Annotated in this window: 18 protein-coding genes; 10 read left to right on the top strand and 8 right to left on the bottom strand. The window is 69.0% G+C overall.

Going from position 1 to position 22286, the window contains the following annotated elements:
- Positions 1-42: 42 nt before the first annotated feature.
- Positions 43-1620, top strand: coding sequence for a phospholipase D family protein (locus AC10V3_RS26575; RefSeq protein WP_490924242.1), 1578 nt, complete (start codon positions 43-45; stop codon positions 1618-1620).
- Between the two features lie 8 nt (positions 1621-1628).
- Here the strand turns inward: AC10V3_RS26575 and AC10V3_RS26570 are convergent, their stop codons facing one another.
- Positions 1629-1892, bottom strand: coding sequence for a hypothetical protein (locus tag AC10V3_RS26570; protein WP_022538345.1), 264 nt, complete (start codon positions 1890-1892; stop codon positions 1629-1631).
- A 157-nt stretch (positions 1893-2049) separates the two neighbouring features.
- Positions 2050-3309 (bottom strand): M20/M25/M40 family metallo-hydrolase, encoded by a 1260-nt coding sequence (locus AC10V3_RS26565; RefSeq protein ID WP_490924241.1) that lies wholly within the window; start codon positions 3307-3309, stop codon positions 2050-2052.
- A 220-nt stretch (positions 3310-3529) separates the two neighbouring features.
- On the opposite strand from AC10V3_RS26565, the gene AC10V3_RS26560 reads away from it, so the two are divergent.
- Positions 3530-4612: a GlxA family transcriptional regulator gene (locus AC10V3_RS26560; RefSeq protein WP_490924240.1), complete on the top strand. Its 1083-nt coding sequence runs from the start codon at positions 3530-3532 to the stop codon at positions 4610-4612.
- 37 nt (positions 4613-4649) lie between these two features.
- Here AC10V3_RS26560 and AC10V3_RS26555 read toward each other — a convergent pair whose 3' ends face one another.
- Together AC10V3_RS26555 and AC10V3_RS26550 are read right to left on the bottom strand one after the other, a co-directional pair.
- Positions 4650-5381, bottom strand: coding sequence for a BON domain-containing protein (locus tag AC10V3_RS26555; RefSeq protein ID WP_022538342.1), 732 nt, complete (start codon positions 5379-5381; stop codon positions 4650-4652).
- 152 nt (positions 5382-5533) lie between these two features.
- The gene (locus AC10V3_RS26550) at positions 5534-7195 is read right to left on the bottom strand and encodes an AMP-binding protein (RefSeq protein ID WP_490924239.1); all 1662 of its coding nucleotides are present in this window, start codon (positions 7193-7195) and stop codon (positions 5534-5536) included.
- A gap of 260 nt (positions 7196-7455) precedes the next feature.
- Between AC10V3_RS26550 and AC10V3_RS26545 the strand changes: the two genes are divergently transcribed.
- The 3 genes from AC10V3_RS26545 to AC10V3_RS26535 all read left to right on the top strand — a co-directional run bounded on the left by AC10V3_RS26545 (position 7456) and on the right by AC10V3_RS26535 (position 10371).
- The gene (locus AC10V3_RS26545) at positions 7456-8130 is read left to right on the top strand and encodes an SOS response-associated peptidase (RefSeq protein WP_490924238.1); all 675 of its coding nucleotides are present in this window, start codon (positions 7456-7458) and stop codon (positions 8128-8130) included.
- A 530-nt stretch (positions 8131-8660) separates the two neighbouring features.
- Positions 8661-9746, top strand: coding sequence for a calcium:cation antiporter (locus tag AC10V3_RS26540; RefSeq protein ID WP_490924237.1), 1086 nt, complete (start codon positions 8661-8663; stop codon positions 9744-9746).
- Between the two features lie 103 nt (positions 9747-9849).
- Positions 9850-10371 (top strand): DsbA family protein, encoded by a 522-nt coding sequence (locus tag AC10V3_RS26535; protein WP_022538337.1) that lies wholly within the window; start codon positions 9850-9852, stop codon positions 10369-10371.
- A 174-nt stretch (positions 10372-10545) separates the two neighbouring features.
- Here the strand turns inward: AC10V3_RS26535 and AC10V3_RS26530 are convergent, their stop codons facing one another.
- Both AC10V3_RS26530 and AC10V3_RS26525 read right to left on the bottom strand, forming a co-directional pair.
- On the bottom strand, positions 10546-11937 hold the full coding sequence (locus AC10V3_RS26530; RefSeq protein ID WP_490924236.1) for a dihydrolipoyl dehydrogenase: 1392 nt from the start codon (positions 11935-11937) through the stop codon (positions 10546-10548).
- Between the two features lie 136 nt (positions 11938-12073).
- Positions 12074-12805, bottom strand: coding sequence for a glutathione peroxidase (locus tag AC10V3_RS26525; RefSeq protein ID WP_490924235.1), 732 nt, complete (start codon positions 12803-12805; stop codon positions 12074-12076).
- 302 nt (positions 12806-13107) lie between these two features.
- Between AC10V3_RS26525 and AC10V3_RS26520 the strand changes: the two genes are divergently transcribed.
- From AC10V3_RS26520 to ada, 3 genes are all read left to right on the top strand, one after another.
- Entirely contained in the window at positions 13108-14817 is a 1710-nt protein-coding gene (locus tag AC10V3_RS26520) for a dipeptidase (protein WP_490924234.1), read from the top strand.
- 349 nt (positions 14818-15166) lie between these two features.
- Positions 15167-15862: a 2OG-Fe(II) oxygenase gene (locus tag AC10V3_RS26515; RefSeq protein ID WP_454753546.1), complete on the top strand. Its 696-nt coding sequence runs from the start codon at positions 15167-15169 to the stop codon at positions 15860-15862.
- A gap of 50 nt (positions 15863-15912) precedes the next feature.
- Positions 15913-16980 (top strand): bifunctional DNA-binding transcriptional regulator/O6-methylguanine-DNA methyltransferase Ada, encoded by a 1068-nt coding sequence (gene ada, locus AC10V3_RS26510; RefSeq protein ID WP_490924233.1) that lies wholly within the window; start codon positions 15913-15915, stop codon positions 16978-16980.
- A 10-nt stretch (positions 16981-16990) separates the two neighbouring features.
- On the opposite strand, the gene AC10V3_RS26505 is transcribed toward ada, so the two are convergent.
- On the bottom strand, positions 16991-18751 hold the full coding sequence (locus AC10V3_RS26505) for an FAD-dependent oxidoreductase (RefSeq protein WP_490924232.1): 1761 nt from the start codon (positions 18749-18751) through the stop codon (positions 16991-16993).
- Positions 18752-18978: 227 nt separating this feature from the next.
- Between AC10V3_RS26505 and AC10V3_RS26500 the strand changes: the two genes are divergently transcribed.
- Together AC10V3_RS26500 and AC10V3_RS26495 are read left to right on the top strand one after the other, a co-directional pair.
- Positions 18979-19728 (top strand): YceH family protein, encoded by a 750-nt coding sequence (locus AC10V3_RS26500; protein ID WP_022538329.1) that lies wholly within the window; start codon positions 18979-18981, stop codon positions 19726-19728.
- 217 nt (positions 19729-19945) lie between these two features.
- On the top strand, positions 19946-20848 hold the full coding sequence (locus AC10V3_RS26495; RefSeq protein ID WP_022538328.1) for a patatin-like phospholipase family protein: 903 nt from the start codon (positions 19946-19948) through the stop codon (positions 20846-20848).
- A 413-nt stretch (positions 20849-21261) separates the two neighbouring features.
- On the opposite strand, the gene AC10V3_RS26490 is transcribed toward AC10V3_RS26495, so the two are convergent.
- Positions 21262-22254, bottom strand: a complete 993-nt coding sequence (locus tag AC10V3_RS26490) for a Bug family tripartite tricarboxylate transporter substrate binding protein (protein WP_454752994.1) — start codon at positions 22252-22254, stop codon at positions 21262-21264.
- Positions 22255-22286: the final 32 nt, after the last annotated feature.

Genomic DNA, 22286 nt, shown 5'->3' with positions numbered 1-22286 from the left:
CGCACGCGGGAGAGGGGAGCAAACCAGACCCGCCGACAGCCAATGCCATCGCCGACAGACGCCGCGTTCCCGCTCCATCGCCGCCTGCGCGCCAATTCGCTGCTGCTGTGCTGCGCCACCCTGCTTGGCGGCTGCGCACTGCCGCCGCTGGACCATCGCACCGAATCCACCGCCATTACAGCCGCCGAAGCCCGTGCCACGGCGCTGGGCAAGGCGATCGCGCCAGAACTGGAGCGGCATCCCGGGCTCAGCGGCATCCATCCGCTGAACAACGCCTACGCCGCCTTCGCCGCGCGCGTGCAACTGGCGCGCACGGCGAAGCGCACGCTCGACGTGCAGTACTACATCTGGCGCAACGACCTGACCGGCACGCTGCTGCTCGAAGCGCTGCATGAAGCCGCCGACCGCGGCGTGCGCGTGCGCCTGCTGCTGGACGACAACGGCATCGCCGATATGGACGAACTGCTGGCTGCGCTGGATGCGCATCCGCAGGTCGAGGTGCGCATCTTCAACCCGTTCGTGGTGCGGCACCCCAAGCTGCTCAACTTCCTGACAGACTTCCGCCGCCTGAACCGGCGCATGCACAACAAGTCGTTCACCGCGGATGGCGTCGCCACCATCATCGGCGGGCGCAACGTAGGCGACGAGTACTTCGGCGCCACCGAGGGCGTGCTGTTCGCCGACCTGGACGTGATCGCCATCGGGCCGGCGGCGGCCGAGGTGGCGCGCGATTTCGACCGCTACTGGTCCAGCGGCTCGGCCTACCCCGTGGACCGGCTGGTGCTGCCGGTCAGCATCGAGCGGCTGGCGGAACTGCAAGGCAAGGCCCGCGCCGTCGAAGAAGACCCGGCCGCCGGGGCCTACATCACGGCGGTGCGCGAGCTGCCCGACGTGCAGCGCATCCTCGACGGCACGCTGACGTTCGAGTGGGCCAGCACCCGCATCGTCAGCGACGATCCCGCCAAGGCGCTGGGCGAGGCGCCGCGCGACACGCTGGTGGCACACCAGTTGCGCGAGATCCTGGGCGAGCCCCAGCGCGAACTGGACCTGGTCTCGCCCTACTTCGTCCCGGCCACCGGCGGCACCACGTACTTCACGCAGCTCGCCGAGCGCGGCGTGGCGGTGCGCGTGCTGACCAACGCGCTCGAGGCCACCGACGTGGCCGCCGTGCATTCCGGCTATGCGAAGCGCCGCAAGGCGCTGCTCGAGGCGGGCGTGGACCTGTACGAGCTGCGGCGCTCGGCGGCGCCGGGCAAGAAGGAAGAGCGTGCCGGCCCGTTCGGCAGCTCGGGCTCGAGCCTGCACGCCAAGACCTTTGCGGTCGATGCCAGCCGCGTGTTCGTGGGTTCGTTCAACTTTGATCCGCGCTCGGCCAACCTGAATACCGAACTGGGCTTCGTCATCGACAGCCCTGTGCTGGCGCAAAGGATCGAATCCTCCTTCGCCAGCGTGATCCCGCAAGCGGCCTACCAGGTCAAGCTGGACGAAACCGGCAAGCTGTACTGGCTGGAACGGCGCGGCGACGAAGTAATCCGTTACGACACCGAACCCAACACGAGCTGGTTGCGCCGGCTCGGCATCTGGTTCCTGCAGATCCTGCCGATCGAGTCGATGCTGTAAGCGGGCGTTCAGATCTGGTCGATCAGGCTGCGCACGATGTCGGCCAGCCGCTCGGCGCGCTGGCGGCCTTTGGCGTCCAGTTCCATGCCGCAGCCGCTGGCAATCGCCTTCAGGCCGAACAGCGCATCGCCAACGTCGCGCCAGGCCGGGTAGTCGGCGTGGATCTTTTCCAGCGCGGCGGCCCCCGCCGCCACCTGCGCGGCAGCGGGCATGTTGCCGGCTGCGAGGTCTTCCAACGCCATGGCGGCGTCGACCAGGCCTTTGCGGTTCATCTGCAGTCTCCCCTCTGTGTCTTGTCATGGCCGCCACGGCGGGCGGCGTTGACACTGTAGCAGGCTACAGGGAGTCGGGTCAGTCGGGGACAGCCCGAAGCGGGCGGGCGCCCGTGCCCCGCAGCGAGTGCGCTATCGGGCGCTGCGCCGCCCGCCATCAGTTGCGCCCGATGTCTTCCAGGATGCGCGTCATCAGGTACAGGCGCGGCACGATCGAATCGAGCTCGATGTACTCGTCGCGCGCGTGGTAGCCGAAGCCGGCCAGCCCGAAGCTCTCCACCACCGCCGGCTTGCCCGAGCGCGCGGCATAGCTGGCATCGGTGGCGCCGCCGGTGCCTTCGGCCAGCGCCAGCGTGCGGCCGTCCAGCTCGGCGTAGATTTCCTGCGCGCGCTTGGCCAGCGCCCGGCCGCGCGCATCGGCCACGAACGGCGGTCGGCCCTCTTCCATCGTCACCGTGGTCTGCGTCTCCGGCACCAGCTGGCCGGTCTTGACCTTGTCCTGCAGCGCGACCTTGAGCTTCTCCGCCGCGCCGCTGGCGGTGGTGCGCACGTCGCCATAGGCCACGGCGCTTTCGGGGATCTGGTTGCGCACCGTGCCGGCCTGCGCCTGGGTCCAGTTCAGCTGCGAACCCGGCACCAGGCTGGCGGTGTCGCGGGTCTGCTGCAGTTGGTAAGCGAGTTCCATCAGCGCATTGCGGCCGCGGTCCGGCGCGGCGCCGGCGTGCGAGGCGCGGCCCTTGACCTGCATGGTGGCGGTGGCGGTGCCGGAGGCGCCCAGCAGCAGTGATTCCGCCTTGACCACGTCCTTGGCCGCGGTGGGCTCGCATGACAGCACCACGTCATGCTGCGCGGCCAGCGCGGCGATGGCCTCGCCGGAGCCGACCGAGCCGACTTCCTCGTCCGGGTTGAACAGCACCGTGATCTGCGCGTAATCGCGCCAGCCCTTGTTCTTGAGGATCTCGAGCGAGTGCAGGATGACGGCGATGCCGCCCTTGTCGTCGGCGATGCCGGGCCCGTAGAGCCGGTTGCCTTCCTCGCGGATCGGCTGCGTGGCCAGCGTGTTGGCTGGGTACACGGTGTCCATGTGGGCGATCAGCATGATGCGGCGCTTGCCGTTGCCAACAAAGGTGGCCTTGACCATGGTGCCCGGGCCCTTCGTCACCGGCACGCGCTCCACCTTGGCGCCGAGCGCCTGCAGCCGCTTCTCCGTATAGCTGGCCATCTTTGCCAGGCCTTGCGCGTTGGCGCTGCCGGATTCGATCGACACCATCTCCTTGAGCGACTGCACCAGCGCGGGCTGGGCGGCGCGCGCGGCGGCCAGCAACTCGGCATCGGGCTGGGCGGCGGCGGCAAGGGTGCCGGCTCCGGCAAGCGTCAGGGCAGCGGCAACGGCAACGTGGCGGACGGACAACGGCATGGAATCTCCTCGATCTGGTCTTGTTGGGGCCGTGCAGCGGCGCAGCGCCTGTGCCACCGCACGAGTGGAGGATGCTAGCCCTTGCCAGAAACTTAGGGGAGGATCAATATCGCCAATCCGGATGCCGATTCCGCCAGCGGCCACGACGCCGTGCACGCTGTGCCACGCTCCAGACCCGCCTGGCGCGCCCGACCGCCACTACCCTGCCCGACGCCCCCGCATGCGAGTACAGAACCCATCGCCCTCCGGCAGTACGCCGCTGCATGTCCGCCTGCTATGGCTGCCCGACGCCATGCCGGGCACGCTCTTCACCACGCTGGACGTGCTGCGCACCGTGGCCGGCGTGGCCAGCCTGCAGCGGCCCGATGCCGCGCCGACGCTGAGCTGGCAGCTGTGCGGCGGCAACGGGCGCGCGCTCGCCACCGACCTGCCCGGCCTGGCTTCCTCGACCCGCCGCGCACGCGCACCGGACGGCCACTCGCTGCTCGTCATCCCTGCCCTGCTCGCCAGCAACGCCCCGCAGCTCGGCGAGATCGTGCGGCGCGACGCCGCGGCGCTGCGCCTGGTGGAGCGGCACGCGGAGGCCGGCGGCTGGATCGCGGCGTGTTCGTCAGGGGTGATGTTCCCGCTGCAGCTCGGGCTGCTGGACGGCGCGCGCATCGGCGCACCCTGGATGTACCAGAGCTGGATGACGCGCGAATATCCGCGCTGCGACCTCGGCGGCGACCAGGCGATGAACGTGCACCAGCGCGTGTTCTCGTGCGTGGCGCCGGCACTGCAGGTTGAGTTCATGCTGCGCGTGCTGGAGCACCTGCACGATCCCGACCTGGCGCAGGCGGCATCGCAGCTGATGCTGTTCCAGTCCGAGCGCCAGCGCAGCGTGCCGGCGCTGGTGTCACAGCGCTGGCTCAGCCGCACCGCCGACAGCCCGGTCTACCGCGCGATCCAGTGGCTGCAGGACCATGTCGGCGAACCCTACCGGCTGGCCGCGGTCGCGCAGGCCGCCGCGGTCAGCGAACGCACGCTGCTGCGGCATTTCCGCCAGGTCACGGGCATCACGCCGCTGGACTATCTGCACACGCTGCGCGTGGAGCGCGCGCGCATGCTGCTGGAAGTCACGCTGCACGGCACGCAGGCGATTGCCGAGGCCTGCGGCTACAGCGACGCAGCCGCCTTCCGGCGGCTGTTCCAGCGCACCACGGGGATGTCGATGTCGGACTATCGCGCCCGCTTCGCGCTGCGGGCGCGGCGGCGCTACTGGCGCATGGAAGACACCGCGATACGGCGCGGCACCCGCGGGTGACCGCGCCGGCGGCGTTCCGTCAACGTTCCGGACCTTCTCAGGCTCGCAGCGAGATGTGGTTGACCACGTCCTCCACGCCATGCACGTACCACGCGTCGCGCTCGACCTGCCGGCGCGTGTTCTCGTTGCTGACGCAGCCTTCCAGCGTGACCACGCGATTATCGGTATGCACGCTGACCTGGGCGGCATCGACGAAGGGATCGGTCTCCAGCACCAGCATCAGCGCCTCGGTGATTTCATCGTCGCGGTCGGTTTCGGCAGGCGCCACCACCAGTTCGTTGACCACGCAGCGGCAGCCGCGCGACCACCATGCCAGCACGCCGGCTAGGCGCATATGCGAGAGGCTGATCACCTGCCCCCACAACGTCACCGCGCCGTCGTGCGCCTCTACCTCGATCCAGCCGCTGCGTTCGCCCACGGCTTCGCGCAGGGACTCGGGCTTGCCCTTGACGCGTGCGCAAATCTTGCAATTGCGGAAGTCGATGGCATTGAGCAGGCGCTCGCATACCGCATCGCGCAGTTCGCCGTCGCCCGCCTGGACGCCGCCGTCGGCCACGCGCAGGTGGTCGATCACACTGGTTACGCCGTCCACGCGCCGCAGCGTCGCCGCCGCGCGGGTCTTGTCGACGATATCGGCGACCTCGCCTTCCAGGATCAGCGCGCCGTCTGACAGGCGCAGGTTGATCGTGGGATGGAGGATATGACCCTGATAAGGCACATGCGCCAAGGCTGCGCGCGCCTGTGTCAGCACCGCTTCGCTACTCTGCATTTTGATCGCCTCGCCCGAATGGTCTGGAGATGGAAGACACGCGCCCCTGCCTGCGGGCGCGCCTGGTGCGGCGCCGCGGCCTCCATCACCACCGGGGGCCCTGGCAACCGCTCCCTCATTATAGGAAGCGGTCCGGAGCCAGCCGGCGGGCGTCAGATCGCGGCGGCTTCGCGCGCGCGGGCGACTTCCTGGTTGCGCAAGATGAAACGCTGGACCTTGCCGCTGGGGGTCTTGGGCAGCTCGGCCACGAACTCGATCTCGCGCGGGTAGGCGTGGGCTGCCAGGCGCTTGCGCACGTGCTGGCGCAGCGCCTCGGCCAGCTCGGGCGCGGCGCGGTGCTGCGGATCGAGCACGACAAAGGCCTTGATCAGCTCGGTGCGCTCCGGATCGGGCTTGCCGATCACCGCGGCCTCGACCACGGCGGGGTGCTCGATCAGCGCGCTTTCCACGTCGAACGGGCCCACGCGGTAGCCGGAGGTGGTGATGACGTCGTCGGCGCGACCGATAAAGCTGATGCTGCCGTCGTCGTTCAGTTCGGCCGAATCGCCGGTCAGGTAGTAGTGGCCGGCAAAGGAACTGGTCGGCGTGCCGTGGTAGCCGCCGAACCAGCACATCGGCGAGCGCTCCAGGTCCAGTGCCAGCGTGCCCGGCTGGCCCGCCGGCAGTTCGCGCTGTTCGTCGTCGAGCACCGCCACGCGGTGGCCCGGACTGGCAAAGCCGGCCGCGCCCATGCGCACCGGGTGCGCCAGCGCGTGGTGGTTGCACAGCACCATGCCGAGTTCGGTCTGGCCGTAGTGGTCGTGGATGGTCACGTCCAGTTCGCTGGCGAACCAGCGGATCACTTCCGGGTTGAGCGGCTCGCCGGCGCTGCTGACCGCGCGCAACTGCCCGCGCAGCGGGCCGGACACGGCCTCGCCGGCGGCGATCAGCAGCCGGTACGCGGTGGGCGAGCCGGCCAGGTTGGTGATGCCGTACTTGCGGATCACCCGGCAGGTGCTTTCCACGGTGAACGGGCCGTCGTAGAACGTGGTGGCATGGCCCAGCGCCAGCGGGCCGGTGACGGCGTAATACAAGCCGTAGGCCCAGCCCGGGTCGGCCAGGTTCCAGAATGCGTCTTCCGGGCGCAGGTCGACCGCATCGCGCATATAGCCGGCAAACGCGGCAATGGCCTTGAGCGGCACCAGCAGCGGCTTGGCCGGGCCGGTGGTGCCCGAGGTGAACATCATCAGGAAGGGATCGTCGCCGCGGCGCATCACCGGATCGAACGAGGCTGGCTGGCGTTCCAGCTCGGCCCAGAAGCTGAAGTCGCCGCGCCCGAGGCCTGCGCCCTCCTTGTCGTCCGGGCCGTCCACGGTGACGATGGCGGGACAATCCGCCACCTCGTCGAGCTTGGGACGGTTGACGGTGTCGGTGACCACCACCTTTGCGCCCGAGCTGTTGAGCCGGTGCTCGATCGCCTTGGGCCCGAAGGCCGTAAACAGCGGCTGGTATACCGCGCCGGCGCGCCACGTGCCGAGGATCGTCACCAGCAGTGCCGCGTTGCGCGGCAACAGGCCCGCAACGCGGTCGCCGGGCTGCACGCCCTGCGCCTGCAGGAAGCCGGCGAACTGCGCCGACAGCGCCTGCAGCTCGGCAAAGCTCCAGCTGCGCGAATTGCCGTCGCGCCCTTCCCAGAACAGCGCGATGCGGCCTGGCTGCGCATGCCGGTCGCAGCATTCGACGCAGGCGTTGAGCGCGTCCAGGCTGCCGTGCAGCTGCCGGGCTACGGCATCGTCATAGGAAAATCCGTCGAAGGCTTGGGCGTAGTCGCGCATGGTGTCTCCTGTAGATCGGGCTGGATGCCGGGGCCCTGGAGCGCCGGCAGGTGCCTGTTGTAGTCGGTGCCGCTCGCAGCGGCTGCCGCAAGAGTGTGCGTGGGCCATGCAGGGCGGGCAATAACCGAATCCGCCAGCGCGGCTGACGGTTTTTGCCATGCGCGGGTGCGCCGCCTGCCGCACCGTGCCGGCGCGCGGTGTGCTTGACGGCATGCCGCGCGGCGCCGACGATAGCCCGCATCACGGCAAGGAGGCAGCACATGTGCACCAATTACGCCCCGGTCCAGCGCCTGGTCCTGCGCGACATCTTCGGCGTGGAACCGCCGCCCGGGCTGTTCAAGGCCGAGACCTACCCTGACTACCTGGCGCCGATCGTGCGCGCCACCGACGACGGCACCCGCAGCGCCGACCTGGCCACGTTCGGCATGGTGCCGCGCCAGCGCATCCCGCCCGGCGCACGCCGCTACGACACCACCAATGCCCGCAGCGAGACCGTGGGCGAACGCCCCGCTTTCGCCCGCTACTGGCGCCAGGGCCAGCTGTGCCTGGTGCCGGCGACCGCGTTCTACGAATTCGCCTACCCCGAGGACGCGGTGCCCGGCGGCCCGCCCGGCAAGCCGGTGCGCTGGCGCATCACGCTGCCGGGCGAGCCGGCCTTCGGCATTGCGGGCCTGTGGCGCGGCTGGCCGGACCAGGCCCTGTCGTTCACCATGCTGACCGTCAACTCCGACCGGCACCCGGTGATGCAGCGCTTCCACAAGCCGGGCGACGAGAAGCGCTCGGTGGTGATCGTGCCGCGCGCGCAGTGGGACGACTGGCTGGCCTGCCGCGAGCCGGAGGTGGCGCGGACCTTCCTGAACCTCCTGCCGGCAGACGCCATGCACGCCGAGCCGGCACCCAAGGTGCCGGGCGCACCGATTCCCGACGCGGCCTGAGTTGCCCCCCTTGTTCCTGGGTGTCCCTGTGTGACCCGGCGCACGCAAAGGCGGCGCCTGCCCCACCTCATGAGGGTGTCGGACGTTGCGAATGCTGCGCATACTCCGCTCACACCGGCCACAAGAGCCGACACTCCGGGTCAATCAAAGCCATGCAAAACGTCGTCGCCTTGTGCGCGTATTTTTTCGGGTGCCTGATCGCATTGCTGTTTGCCGCGCGGTGGATCCTGCGCAACCATCCCGCCTTGCGAGAGCGGGCGCCCAAGCGCGCGCCGGCTGAGGAAGACAAACCGCCTTTCCACTGAAGCGCAGCTTTCAGTTCCGCCCACCCAGATTCCGCAGCAAACCGTATCCAATTGCCCGCAAATTTCGGCAATTGAATGGAACCGATCGGCTTCCCGTCTGCCATACCACTGTTGCCGCACCCATCCATAGTGGCTTTCGCGGCACACCCCTCCGCTATCATGCGTGCCGTCAGGCGCGCCCGTGCCGCCCGGCACGGTACAACGACAAGAAAGGACAAAACAGGGATGGCACTGACTTCCAACAAGCTGCCGGCTTGGACCCTCTGGGCGCCGCTGGCCGCCGTGGCCACGCTTGGCCTGGCCTGGCTGCTGCCCGACCAGGGCTGGCTGATCGCGCTGATGGCGGCGGCACTGGCCGGCGCCGTCTTCTCGGCCGTGCACCACGCCGAAGTGGTGGCGCACAAGGTGGGCGAGCCCTTCGGCACGCTGGTGCTGGCGATCGCCGTGACGGTGATCGAAGTGGCGCTGATTGTTTCGGTAATGCTGTCGTCCGGCCCGGAGAAGGCCGGCCTGGCGCGCGACACCGTGTTTGCCGCGGTCATGCTGATCTGCAACGGCATCGTCGGGCTGTGCCTGTTCGTCGGCGGCCTGCACCACCGCGAGCAGGCCTTCCAGGCGCCCGGCGCCAATGCCGCGATGGCGGTGCTGGCGGCGCTGCTGGTGCTGACCATGGTGCTGCCCAACTACACCAGCTCGTCGCCGGGCCCGGTGCTGACGCCGGCGCAGCTGGCCTTCGCGGGCGTGATGTCGCTGGTGCTGTACGGCTCGTTCGTGTTCGTGCAGACCATCCGCCACCGCGACTACTTCCTGGCCGAAGGCAGCTCGGACGAGAGCGTCCATGCCCCGCCCCCGCCCGCGCGCATCGCGCTGGCCAGCGGCGCGCTGCTGGTCGTCTGCCTGGTGCTGGTGGTGGCGCTGGCCAAGCTGCTGTCGCCCTCGGTCGAGGCCGCGGTGCTGAAGGCGGGCGCGCCGGCCGCGGTGGTTGGGATCGTGATCGCCGCCATGGTGCTGCTGCCCGAGGGGCTGGCCGCGCTGCGCGCGGCGCGCGCCGACCGCATCCAGACCAGCCTGAACCTGGCGCTGGGCTCGGCGCTGGCCAGCATCGGGCTGACCATCCCGACGGTGGCCGCGGTATTTATCTGGATCGGCCAGCCGCTGGAGCTGGGACTGGGTGCCAAGGACATGGTGCTGCTGGTGCTGACGCTGGTGGTGTCGTCGCTGACGCTGGGCATGGGGCGCACCACCATCCTGCAAGGCGTGGTGCACCTGGTGATCCTGGCGGCCTACCTGTTCCTGTCGATCGTGCCGTAACGGTCGGTACGACTACCCGCGCTTGCCGCCGGCGAGGACTAAACTGGAACCTCCCGCACCAGAGATCCGCGCATGCTTGCCGCGCACGCACCGGAGAACGCCAATGCTGGAAGTCGCCGTCACCGCTGCCGACCACGCCATCGGCCCCGACACCGCCAAAGTCACCGTCGTCGAATACGGCGACTTCGAGTGCTCCTATTGCCGCATCGCCTATGGCGCGATGAAGATCCTGCTGGAGCACTACGGCCCGCAGGTGCGCTTCGTCTACCGGCACTACCCGATGACCAACTGGCACCCGTCCGCCGAAGCCGCCGCCGAATCCGCGGAAGCCGCGGCGGCGCAGGACCGCTTCTGGCAGATGTACCGCATGCTCTACGAGCACCCGCAGGGCCTGAAGCCCGACGCGCTGCGCCACTATGCCGGCATGGCCGGGCTGGACCTCGATCGCTATGACCGCGACATGGCCGCGCACAATCACCTGCCCCGCATCCGCGCCGACCTGCAGGGCGGCACGCGCTGCCAGGTGCGCGGCACCCCGTCGTTCTTCGTCAACGGCGCGGTGCAGGACGTGACCTTCGGCATGGAGCGGCTGCAGCGCGCCATCGACAACGCGATGGCGCACTAGTCGCGTCAGAAGCGGTACGTCACGCTGCCCACCACGGTGCGGCGGGCGCCGAAATAGCAGTCGCCGCGCGCCAGGCAGGTAGTCAGGTGGGGTAGCCGGGCAGCAAACTGCACGCCCTGCACCATGGGGCAACACGTGGCAGACAGACCTGTCTAGCAACCGCAAGGCTGCTGCTTACGCCACCAGCTTTGCCGCCGCATCGCGCAGCGCCGTGCGCAGGCCCTCTTCCACCACCGGGTGATAGAACGGCATGCCCAGCATCTGCTCGATGGTCAGGCCTTGCTGGTACGACCAGGCCAGCAGGTGGGCGATGTTCTCGGCGCGTGGACCGGTCCATTCGGCGCCCAGGAAGCGGCCGGTGGCCTTGTCGCCGTAGACGTGCATCAGCCCGCGGTTCTTCAGCATCACGCGGCTGCGGCCCTGGTCTTCGAAGCTGACCTCGCCGGTGACGAAGCTGCCTTCGGCCAGGTCTGCAAAGCGCTGGCCGACCATGGCAATCTGCGGGTCCGAAAACACCACGCCGATCGGCGCGCGGCGCGCCAGCGGCTTCACCTGCGGATAGCTGGCGGCGTTCTCGCCGGCGGCCTTGCCTTCGTCCGCGGCTTCATGCAGCAGCGGCAGGATGTTGTTGGCATCGCCGGCAATGAATACCGGCGCGTTGCCGCACTGGAGCGTCTGCGCATCGAACAGCGGCACGCCGCGCTTGTCCAGCGCCAGGCCGGTGTTCTCCAGGCCCAGGCCGCGCACATTGGGCGCGCGGCCAGTGGCGGCGAGCGCGTAGTCGAAGCGCTCGGTCACGCTGCGGCCTTCGCGGTCGAGGTAGGTCACCACGACCTGGTCGCCCTCGCGGGCCATCCCGGTCACCTTGGCGTCCGGATCGAGGTAGAACTCATCGTTGAATGCCTTGGCGGCGTAGGCACGGATCACCGGATCGGTGAGCGGCCCGAGCGAGCCGCTGACGCCGAACACGCGCACCCGCACGCCCAGCCGCGACAGCGCCTGGCCCAGCTCCAGCCCGATCACGCCCGGGCCGAACACCACCACGCTGCCGGGCAGGTCTTCCCACGCGAACACGTCGTCATTGACGATCAGGCGGTCGCCGAAGGCCTTGAACGGCGCCGGCAGCGTCGGCGTGGAGCCGGTGGCAATGACCACGCGGCTGGCGCGCACGGTGGTCTGGCCGTCCACTTCCAGCGTGGTGTTGTCGATAAAGCGGGCGTAGCCGCGGATGCGGTCCGCTTCCGGGATGGTCTCGACGCCGCGCACCACGAAGCCGACAAAGCGGTCGCGTTCGCTGCGCACGCGGGCCATCACCTCGCGGCCGTCGATGCGGACCTGGCCGTCGACATGCACGCCGAACGGCGCGGTTTGGCGCAGCTCGTGCGCGGCCTCGGCGGCGGCGATCAGCAGCTTGGACGGCATGCAGCCCACGCGGGCGCAGGTGGTCCCGTACGGGCCGCCTTCGATGATCACGGCGCGCTTGCCGGCGGCAATCGCGGCGCGGTAGGCGGCAAGGCCGGCGGTGCCTGCGCCGATCACGGCGACGTCGGTCTGGATGGTAGTCATGGCGTACGGTTCCTCTGTTTTTATGGTGACAGCTGGCGTCAATCAGCGGGCTGGATGGCGCCGCCAGGCAAGGCGGCGCCATCGGGTCCGGCGACTGCCGGTCCGCGCGAGCGGAATTCGACGGGGATCGGGTGGCTTACCTGGCCAGGTACTGCTGCAGCGCTTCGGCGCCGCCGACCAGCTTGCCGTTGATGAAGACCTGCGGTGCCGTCATCTCGCCCGACACGGCGCCCAGCACCTTGCCGCGCACCTTGTTGTCCAGCGGCACGTCGATGTAGTCGTAGCCGTTGTCGTCCAGCAGTTGCTTGGCCTTGGCGCAGTACGAGCAGCCGACCTTGGAGAACACCACCACCTGGTCAGGCTTGCGCGCGTCCGGGGCGATATGGGCCAGCATGGTGTCGGCGTCGGACACCTTGAACGGGTCGCCCGGCTCTTCCGGCTCGATGAACATCTTCTGCACCACGCCGTCCTTGACCAGCATGGAATAGCGCCAGCTGCGCTTGCCGAAGCCCAGGTCAGCCTTGTCTACCAGCATGCCCATGCCTTCGGTGAATTCACCGTTGCCGTCGGGGATCATGGTGATGTTTTCGGATTCCTGGTCCTTGGCCCACTCGTTCATCACGAAGGTGTCGTTGACCGACACGCACAGGATGTCGTCGACACCGTTTTTGGCGAACACCGGTGCCAGTTCGTTGTAGCGCGGCAGGTGGGTGGACGAGCACGTCGGCGTGAAGGCGCCCGGCAGCGAGAACACGACCACGGTCTTGCCGCTGAACAGCTCGCCGGTGGTGATGGTCTTCCACTCGTTGTCTTCACGCACGCGGAAAGCGACATTGGGAACGCGTTGGCCTTCACGGGATTGCAGCATCAGATCACTCCTTGGTCTGGATCGGTGGGTTGGTTTCGGCTGCGGGTTGCAGCGAAGGCCTCATTCTGTCGATCGGGATGTGATTTGTACAATTCATCGTTTTAACCGCGATGATTGACTGACGCTATCGAAACCGCATAGGAAGTGCCTATCACGCCGAGAGGGTTCCCGTCTGCGCGGACGCAAAAGCATATTTCTTCTGAAAACCCTGGCGAGTGCCCTATCATGCGGCATCCCCTCATACTCGTTTTCCCGCAATGACCCGACCTTGCCGCCTTCCGACCCTTTACCGGTGGGCACCCATGCTGGCGTTGTCGCTGCTGCTGGCCCATCCCGCGCAGGCGCAAACCCTGAAGAAGCCAGCGCTGGAGGCGCTTGTCGCCAGCACCAAAGCCACCGACCTGCAGGCCTTCATGGCGGCCGCGGCCAAGGCGGAGCCGGCGGTGGCACCGGCGGTGGCCGCGTGGCAGGCCAAGGGCCCGTTGTCGGGCGACAACCTGGTCAATATCGGGCGCCTGCTGGGGGTCTACAACCGCGTCCACAACGAGGCCGCGGTGATCGACACCATCGGCAGGATGGTGGCGCTGCGCACCGTGCGCGACGAGAAGGTCGCGCAGCACGAGCACCCCGCCATTATCGAGTTCGGCAAGCTGGTCGAGGCCATGGCGCGCGATTTCGGGCTGGCCTACCGCAACGTGGACAACCGGGTGTTCGAGGTCACACTCCCCGGCGGCGGCAAGGACACCTTCGGCATCCTCACGCACGCCGACGTGGTGCCGGCCATCGCCGAAGAATGGGTGCTCGACGACGGCACCAAACTCGATCCGTTCCGGCTCACGCGCATTGGCGACACGCTGTACGGGCGCGGCACCATCGACGACAAGGGCTCGATCGCCGCGGTGCTGTACGCGATGAAGACGGTCAAGGAAAGCGGGGTGCCGCTGGAGCGCACCATCCGGCTGATGATCGAGACCACCGAGGAAACCGGTGGCGACGGCATGAAGTATTACCGCCAGCACACCACGCTGCCGGAGTACAACGTGGTGCTGGACAGCAAATATCCCGCCGTGGTGGCGGAGAAAGGCGCTGGCACGCTGACAGTCTCGTTCGGCATCAAGTCGGCGGACGGCAAGGCGGAACGCAGCAAGGCCGATACCAGGGGCCCTGCCATCGTCACCATGCGCGGCGCGGCCTCGGCCAACGCCATCCCGGAAACCGCCACCGCACGGATTGCGGGCGGCGATCCCGCGGCGGTGGTCGTAGCGCTGGAACAGGCGCGGTCTGAATTCCTGCGCCGCTACACGCCGCGCGGCAAGTTCTCGATCGACGTGAAGCGCGATGGTAACGAGGTCGAGGTCAAGGTCACCGGCGCCTCGGCGCATGGCTCGCGTCCCGAGGAAGGCGTCAATCCGCTGCCGCGCCTGGCGCTGTTCCTGCAAGCCAGCGACGTGGGCTTTGCCGAGAACCACTACCTGAACGCGGTTCGTTACCTGAACGACCTGTACGGGCTGGACTACCTCGGCAACAAGATGGAGGTGGCCTATCGCGATCCCTTCATGGGCCCGCTGACGATGTCGCCCACGCTCGTGCGCGAACGCGGCGAATACGTCGACGTGGTCACCAATGTGCGCATGCCGCGCGGGCGCACGCCCGATGAGCTGGGCGGCAAGATCACCAAGCGCATCTTCGGCTGGGCCGCCACGCATGGGCCGGTCGAGATAAAGTATGACCAGGGCAACTGGATGGCGCGCGATCCCAAGGGCGCGTGGCTCAGCACGCTGCTGAATATCTTTGGCGATACCACGGGGCTGGAGGCCAAGCCGGTGTCCACCGCGGGCAGCACCACGGCCAAGCTGATGCCCAATGCGATCAACTTCGGGCCGGCGATGCCGGGCAAGAAGTACACCGCGCACAACGCGCGCGAGTACAAGGAAGTGGCCGACCTGAACCTGGATATGCAGATGTTTACGGAGATGCTGGTTCGGATCGGGAACCTGGACAAGATGCAGTAAGGCTCTCGCGTTACTGTTTGTTTGCCCCCTCCCGCCAGTGAACTGCCCCCAGAAGTTGGAGACAACTTTTGGGGGTTTTTACATGGCAAAGCGCACCACCGCTGTATTCCCAAGGTCCTTCGCCGGGCAGAATTCAAAAGCAAGACCCGGAGTGTCGTGCGCGCGCCAGCGGCCTAAAGTTGGCACCATGCAAGCCAGACACAGGAGAACGGCAGTGAGCAGCATCAAGCAGGCACAGCGTCCCCAGGCCCGCGACGTGGCTGTGGCGGGCCCGCGCTGGCCAATCCCCGCACCGGGCGGCCCAGCGCCAACGGCCAAGCTGAAATCCGCACCGCAGACCGATTTCGCCATGCGCGTGGAGCGCGTGGACTGGACCGCACTCGGCGCAGCACTGGACGACTATGGCTGTGCCGCGATCCGAAGCCTGCTGTCACCCGCCGAATGCGAAGCCCTGGCAACTTGCTACGCGCACGACGCGCTGTTCCGCTCGCGCGTCGTCATGGCACGCCACGGCTTCGGGCGCGGCGAGTACAAGTACTTCGCCTATCCCCTGCCTGGCACCGTTGCCGACTTGCGTGCCGCGCTGTACCCGCACCTGGTGCCGGTGGCCAATCGCTGGAACGCCGCCATGGGCATCGATACGCGCTATCCGGCCGCGCACGTGGACTATCTCGCCCGCTGTCACCGCGCCGGCCAGCTGCGCCCCACCCCGCTGCTGCTGCGCTACGGCCCCGGCGACTACAACTGCCTGCACCAGGACCTGTATGGCGAGCATGTGTTCCCGCTGCAGGTCGCGATCCTGCTGTCCGAGCCGGGGCGCGACTTTAGCGGCGGCGAGTTCGTGATGACCGAGCAGCGGCCGCGCATGCAGTCGCGCGCGGAGGTGGTGACGCTGCGCCAGGGCGATGCCGTGGTCTTTGCGGTCAGCCAGCGCCCGGTGCAGGGCAGCCGCGGCAGCTACCGCGTCAACCTGCGGCACGGCGTGAGCCGGCTGCATGCGGGCCAGCGCTACACACTGGGCATCATCTTCCACGACGCCACGTGAGGGTTGCCATGCGCCACCGTCTGACTCACCGAACCGAGGCAAGCGAGCCCATGCCGAATCCGCATCGAACCCCTGCCACCACCGTCGAGAACGATCCGCGCTGGGCCCGCGTGCTGGCGCGCGATCCGTCCGCAGACGATGCCTTTGTCTACGCGGTCAGGACCACCGGCGTCTACTGCCTGCCGAGCAGTCCCTCGCGCCTGCCGCATCCGGCCAATGTCGAGTTCTTCGACAACGCCGCCGCGGCCAAGGCCGCCGGCTACCGGCCCAGCCGCCGCGCCGCAGCGCCCGAACTTGCCGCGCAGCACGCGGTGATCGTGGCCGAGGCCTGCCGCCGCATCGAGGCCTCGGACACGCTGCCGACGCTGCCGGCGCTGGCCCGGGCCGCGGGCGTCAGCCCCTACCATTTCCACCGCATCTTCAAGGCCGCCACCGGCGTGACGCCGCGCGCCTACGCCGCCGCGCAGCGCGCCAGGAAGCTGCGCGAACAGCTCGGCACCAGCGACTCCGTCACCGAGGCGATCTACGACGCTGGCTTCGGCTCCAACAGCCGCTTCTATGAGAAGGCCGACGCGGTGCTCGGCATGACTCCGTCGCGCTACCGCGCCGGCGGCGTGGACACCGATATCCGCTTTGCCATTGGCCAGTGCTCGCTGGGTGCGATCCTGGTGGCGCAGAGCGAGCGCGGCGTATGCGCGATCCTGCTGGGCGACGATCCGCAGGCGCTGCTGCAGGCGCTGCAGGACCAGTTCCCGCGCGCCAACCTGATCGGCGGCGATGCGCAGTTCGAGCAACTGGTGGCGCGGGTAGTCGGTTTTATCGAGGCGCCATTGATCGGGCTGGACCTGCCGCTGGATGTGCGCGGCACCGCGTTCCAGCAACGCGTGTGGCAGGCCCTGCAGCAAATCCCCGCGGGCACGACCGCCAGCTATGCCGAGATCGCGGCCCGCATCGGCGCGCCGCGCGCGGTCCGTGCGGTGGCGCAGGCCTGCGCCGCCAACCACCTGGCGGTGGCCATCCCCTGCCATCGCGTGGTGCGCAGCGACGGCAACCTGTCCGGCTACCGCTGGGGCGTGGCGCGCAAGCGCGAGCTGCTCGAGCGCGAGGCGCAGTCCTGAGCGGCCGCGCTCACTGCGCCACGGCCACCTGCACCTTGGACAGGTAGTCGTGGATCTGCGCCACCACCGCCGCGCCCTCGCCCACCGCCGCGGCGACCCGCTTGATCGAGCCCGAACGCACATCGCCGATGGCGAACACGCCGGGCACGCTGGTCTGCAGCGGATACGGCACCACGGACGCGCAGCCCAGCGAGCCGCCACCGGTGCGCACGAAGCCCTTGTCGTCGACCTCCGCGTTGCAGGTGCGCAGCCATTCCGTGTTGGGATCGGCGCCGATAAACAGGAACAGGTGCCGCACGTCCATCTCGATGGGCTGCGGGCTTTCCGCCGCGGCCTCGTAGCGCACGCTGGACAACCATCCTTCGCCCGACAGCGCGCAGACCTGCGCGTGCGTGTGCAGCGTGACGTTGGGCAGCGAGCCGAGGCGGTCGATCAGGTAGCGCGACATGGTCGCGGCCAGCCCGGGTCCGCGCACCAGCATGTGCACGTGCGCGGCGTGCGAGGCCAGGTAGACCGCCGCCTGCCCCGCCGAGTTGCCGCCGCCGACCAGCATCACCGGCTCCTCGCGGCACAGCTTGGCCTCCACCGGCGAGGCCCAGTAGTAAACCCCGCGCCCTTCAAAGTGCTCCAGCCCCGGGATGCCCGGACGCCGGTACTGCGCGCCCGTGGCGATCACCACCGTGTGCGTGGGGATCAGGCGTCCGTCCGCCAGTTCCAGCCGGATCGGGTCGGCGCCGCAATGCAGCGCCTTTACCTCCAGCGGGATTGCCATATGCGCGCCGAACTTCAGCGCCTGCACGAAGGCCCGCCCCGCCAGCGCCTGCCCCGAGATGCCGGTCGGAAAGCCCAGGTAGTTCTCGATGCGCGCGCTCGCCCCCGCCTGCCCGCCGGGCGAGCGGCAGTCGATCACCGCCACCGACAAGCCTTCCGAGGCCGCATACACTGCGGTGGCCAGCCCGGCCGGCCCGGCGCCCACCACCACCACGTCATATACATGGTGCGGGTCGAACTCCGGCAGCAGCCCCAGGCATGAAGCCAGCTGGCCTTCATCCGGTGCGCGCAGCACGCTGCCGTCGGGGCAGATCACCAGCGGGAAGTCGCTGGCCGGGGCATTGGCGTATTCGAGCAACAGCGAGCATTCATCGTCGGCGTCCATGTCGATCACGCTGTGCGGGTAGCCGTTGCGCCGCAGGAAGGCCTGCAGCGACAGCAGCAGCGGCTCGGCGCCGTGGCCCACCAGCACCGGCCCGCTGCCGAATTCGATCAGACCCACGCGGCGCAGGATCAGCGCGCGCATGATGCGTTCGCCCAGCTCGGCCTCGGCCACCAGCAGCGCGCGCAGCCGCTCGGGCGTGATCGCGTAGCCCTCGGTGTCGGTCACGGCCACGCCGTCGACCAGCGCGGGACGGCCGCTCAGCGTGCCGACCTCGGCCAGGAAATGGCCAGGGCCCAGCTCGGTGATCGAATGCTCGCGGCCCAGCCCGTCGCGCCGCACGATGCGCACGCAGCCGCTGGTGACCAGATACATGCCCCGGCCGGTCTGACCGATCGCGAACAGCTTCTCGTCGGTGCGCCAGCACTGCTGCGTGCCGAAGCGCCGCACCCGTGCCATGTCCTCCGTGCTGAGCCGCGGGAACATCTGGTGCCAGCGCGACTCCAGCGTGGAGTACGGGGCTTCCAGCCCGCCGCCCGCCTCCGGTGCCACCTCGGAGGCGCCGCCGGCCGCCTCCGCCGCGCCCCGACCCATCGCTTCCGTCTGCGAAATCCCCATGCTGCCCTCCTGTCTGGACCCGAGCCTGCCCGGCTGTGGCGGCGCGGCCTATCGATAGTAGTCGGCGCGGCGCAGAATGCGAGGGGTGCGCCGCCCGCGGGCGGTTTCCCCGGTGCGGGGCATGGCACAGTTGCGGATTAGGCCGGCTTGGGATTGAATGATCGCCTCGGCCGGCCCGCACCCGCGTCCGCCGCCACCCTTCCCCTCCAGCCCAGATCCGAGCCTTGATGCATTCCGATTCCGATTTCGATTCCGGTTCCACCGCCGATACCAACCAGCCCGGCGACCGTCCCGCCCGCGCGGCGCTGCGCGCCCTGACCCCCGTGGAGGGCCGTGTGCTGGGCGTGCTGGTCGAAAAGCAGCACACCGTTCCCGACACCTACCCGCTGTCGCTCAACGCACTGGCCTCTGGCTGCAACCAGAAAACCGCCCGCGCGCCGGTGATGAACGTGAGCGAGGCCGAGATCCTCGACGCCATCGACGGCCTCAAGGGCCTGAGCCTGGTCTTTGAAGGCAGCAGCAGCCGCGTGCCGCGCTTCGAGCACAATATGCAGCGCGCGCTGGCCGTGCCCAAGCAGTCGGTCGCGCTGCTCGCGATGCTGCTGCTGCGCGGCCCGCAGACCGCCGCGGAACTGCGCCTGAACACGGCCCGGCTGCACGCCTTTGCCGATATCTCGTCGGTCGAGGCCTTCCTGGACGAGCTGGCCAGCCACGCGCCGCCCTTTGTGGTGCGCCTGGCCCGTGCGCCCGGCGCGCGCGAAAGCCGCTGGATGCACCTGCTGAGCGGCGAAGTCAGCGCCGCCGCGGTCGACGAAGGCAGCGAGCGCGCTGCAGGTGGCGCCACGGTGTCGTCCACCGAGCTCGAACAACTGCGCGCCGAGCAGCAGGCCCTGACCGACAAGGTCGCCCGCCTGCAAGCCCTGGTGGAACACATGGCCGCGCAACTGGGCATCGCCTCGGACGAATTCCTCGGCTAGCAGTCCGCACCTGCACGCAGTCCATCAGGACCCCGACCACCCGCGTCGCCTGCCCGCCGGGGTCGTGGTTGATGTGTGTTTTTGGCGGTTAATTGCGTTATTCAGGCGCACCGCATGCCCCTGCCCGGCTGCGCCGATGTCGCCTATGCTTTGCTTAGAGCAGACAGACATTCAAGGGGAGAAAGGCGCCGCCGCAGCGGCGCCGCATCGGACAGCCATGGAAAAGACAGCCTTCGTATTTGCCGGCGGCGGCAGCCTGGGTGCGATCCAGGTCGGCATGCTGCGCGAGCTGGTGGACTGGGGCGTAATGCCCGATATCGTGATCGGCGCCTCGGCTGGCGCCATCAATGGCGCGTATTTCGCCTGCAATCCGGGCGTGGCCGGCGCCGGGCGGCTCGACGAGCTCTGGCGCGGCATCCGGCGCGCGGACATCATGCCGTGGAGCTGGCGCAGCGTCTGGAACATGGTCGGCGGCAGCGGCGGCCACCTGGTGGAATCGGCCGGCTTGCGCGGCCTGCTGGCGCGGCACTTCGGGTTGCGGCGGCTGGAAGCGGCGGAGCTGCCGCTGCATGTCGTGGCGACCGACATGCAAAGCGGCGATGAAGTGCTGCTCTCCAATGGCAGCATCGTCGACGCGGTCCTGGCCAGCGCCGCCATCCCGGGCGTGTTCCCGCCGGTGCAGTTCGAAGGGCGCACGCTGATCGACGGTGGCGTGGCCAACAATACGCCAGTGTCCACCGCGATCGCGCTGGGCGCCACGCGCGTGATCGTGCTGCCGGCGGGTTTCACCTGCGCGGAGCGTCGCCCGCCGCGCGGTGCGCTGGAGCATGCTTTCAACGCGCTGTCGCTGCTGGTGGCGCGCCAGCTGGTCAACGACCTGCAGCACTTTGCCGAGCGCGCGCATATCAGCGTGGTGCCGCCGCTGTGCCCGCTCGACATCTCGCCCTACGACTACAGCAAGTGCGGCGAGCTGATCGACCGCGCCGCGGAAACCACCGGGCAGTGGCTGAAGGCCAAGGGCCTGGACAGCCGTCATGTGCCGGGCGCGCTGCATGTGCACTCGCACGACGACGGGGCGCCCAGCTGCAGCGCCGATTTCCCTGCGGCTGCGCCGCATTGAGCCTGCACAGCCAGCGTCCGGCCTGGCGAAGGCCCGCAGTGGGTCCGCGGGCCTTCGCAGGGGTCCGCCTCCGCAGGACGCCCCAGCGCCGTTGCTACAATCGGGCCCATGCCCACCCAAGCTGCACGCAGCGCCAGCACTCGCCAGTCCCTAATCGACGCCGCCGTCACCTTGCTGGCCGGCACCAGCCGCGGCTCGCTGCGGCATCATTTCCCCGACGGGCGCTATGACCTGCTGCCGGCCATGCTGGGCTGGCTGCTGGAACGCGAGGCCGCGCGGCTGGACGCGCTGGGGCCTCTCAGCCCCTCCCTGCGGCTGCACCTGATGCTGCATATCCTCGCCAGCCGGCCGCAGCGCCACACCTCGCGTGCGCGCCGCCATGCAGGGCTGATAGCGCCACAAGTCCTCGCCGCTCACTCCAGCTTCACGCCGCCTTTCTTCACCACCGCGGCCCAGCGCACCGATTCTTCTCGGATAAACGCCTGGAACTGGTCGGCCTTGCCGCCGACCGGGTCGATGCCGTATTCGATCAACCGCGCCCTCACGTCCGGCTGATGCACCACCGCATCCATCTCGGCCGACAGCTTCGCCAGCACCGCGGGCGGCGTCCTGGCCGGCGCGATCAGGCCGATCCAGCTGCCGGCAGTGACGGCCGGGTAGCCCGCTTCCGCCATGGTCGGCACATCGGGCGCCGCCGGCCAGCGCGCGGGGCTGGTGATGGCCAGCGCGCGCACCTTGCCGGCCTTGACCTGCGGCATCATGGTCTGCACCGAGTCGAAGATGACCGCCACCTGGCCAGAGAAGAGGTCGGGCAAGGCCGGCGCGATGCCCTTGTACGGCACGTGCGTCATCGGCATGCCCACCGCCTGCGAGAACAGCTCGCCCGCCAGGTGCGCGCCGGAGCCGTTGCCGCTGGAGGCGAACGTCATCTTGTTGGGATTGGCCCTGCCCCAGCTCACCAGCTCTTTCACGCTGGCCGGCGGCAGTTGCGCGCTCGACACCAGCAGCAGCGGAATGCGGCCGATCATGCTGACGCCGGTCAGGTCCCTGAGCGGGTCATAGGTCATCTTCGGATACAGGCTGGGATTGATGGCATGCGCTGCCACCACCACCAGCAGCGAATAGCCGTCCGGCGCCGACTTGGCGACGTTGTCCGAGCCGATCATGCCGTTGGCGCCGGGGCGGTTCTCCACCACCACCGGCTGGCCGAGGCGCTCGGACAGCTTCTGCATGACGAGCCGCGTCACGGCATCGGACACGCCGCCGGGCGTGTATGGCACCACCACGCGGATCGGCCGGTTGGGGAACGCGTCGCCCTGCGCAAGGGCCGGTGTGGCGATGCCGGCAGCGAGCGCGGCGAACAGGCTCAGGCCGAACAGGCGCCGGATGCGTTGCGATGGATTCATGTCTCCTCCTTGTCGTCGGGATAGCGGGCCGG

The organism is Cupriavidus sp. PB-02 (assembly GCF_058252315.1).
The sequence above is the reverse complement of the archived record's forward strand: the minus strand, read 5'-3'. Positions and strand labels throughout refer to the sequence as shown.

Bases quoted from the DNA above. Each gene is read 5' to 3' on its own strand.
- AC10V3_RS26575 (WP_490924242.1), top strand. From the start codon at position 43: ATGCCATCGCCGACAGACGCCGCGTTCCCGCTCCATCGCCGCCTGCGC.
- AC10V3_RS26570 (WP_022538345.1), bottom strand. From the start codon at position 1,892: ATGAACCGCAAAGGCCTGGTCGACGCCGCCATGGCGTTGGAAGACCTC.
- AC10V3_RS26565 (WP_490924241.1), bottom strand. From the start codon at position 3,309: ATGCCGTTGTCCGTCCGCCACGTTGCCGTTGCCGCTGCCCTGACGCTT.
- AC10V3_RS26560 (WP_490924240.1), top strand. From the start codon at position 3,530: ATGCGAGTACAGAACCCATCGCCCTCCGGCAGTACGCCGCTGCATGTC.
- AC10V3_RS26555 (WP_022538342.1), bottom strand. From the start codon at position 5,381: ATGCAGAGTAGCGAAGCGGTGCTGACACAGGCGCGCGCAGCCTTGGCG.
- AC10V3_RS26550 (WP_490924239.1), bottom strand. From the start codon at position 7,195: ATGCGCGACTACGCCCAAGCCTTCGACGGATTTTCCTATGACGATGCC.
- AC10V3_RS26545 (WP_490924238.1), top strand. From the start codon at position 7,456: ATGTGCACCAATTACGCCCCGGTCCAGCGCCTGGTCCTGCGCGACATC.
- AC10V3_RS26540 (WP_490924237.1), top strand. From the start codon at position 8,661: ATGGCACTGACTTCCAACAAGCTGCCGGCTTGGACCCTCTGGGCGCCG.
- AC10V3_RS26535 (WP_022538337.1), top strand. From the start codon at position 9,850: ATGCTGGAAGTCGCCGTCACCGCTGCCGACCACGCCATCGGCCCCGAC.
- AC10V3_RS26530 (WP_490924236.1), bottom strand. From the start codon at position 11,937: ATGACTACCATCCAGACCGACGTCGCCGTGATCGGCGCAGGCACCGCC.
- AC10V3_RS26525 (WP_490924235.1), bottom strand. From the start codon at position 12,805: ATGCTGCAATCCCGTGAAGGCCAACGCGTTCCCAATGTCGCTTTCCGC.
- AC10V3_RS26520 (WP_490924234.1), top strand. From the start codon at position 13,108: ATGCTGGCGTTGTCGCTGCTGCTGGCCCATCCCGCGCAGGCGCAAACC.
- AC10V3_RS26515 (WP_454753546.1), top strand. From the start codon at position 15,167: ATGCGCGTGGAGCGCGTGGACTGGACCGCACTCGGCGCAGCACTGGAC.
- ada (WP_490924233.1), top strand. From the start codon at position 15,913: ATGCCGAATCCGCATCGAACCCCTGCCACCACCGTCGAGAACGATCCG.
- AC10V3_RS26505 (WP_490924232.1), bottom strand. From the start codon at position 18,751: ATGGGGATTTCGCAGACGGAAGCGATGGGTCGGGGCGCGGCGGAGGCG.
- AC10V3_RS26500 (WP_022538329.1), top strand. From the start codon at position 18,979: ATGCATTCCGATTCCGATTTCGATTCCGGTTCCACCGCCGATACCAAC.
- AC10V3_RS26495 (WP_022538328.1), top strand. From the start codon at position 19,946: ATGGAAAAGACAGCCTTCGTATTTGCCGGCGGCGGCAGCCTGGGTGCG.
- AC10V3_RS26490 (WP_454752994.1), bottom strand. From the start codon at position 22,254: ATGAATCCATCGCAACGCATCCGGCGCCTGTTCGGCCTGAGCCTGTTC.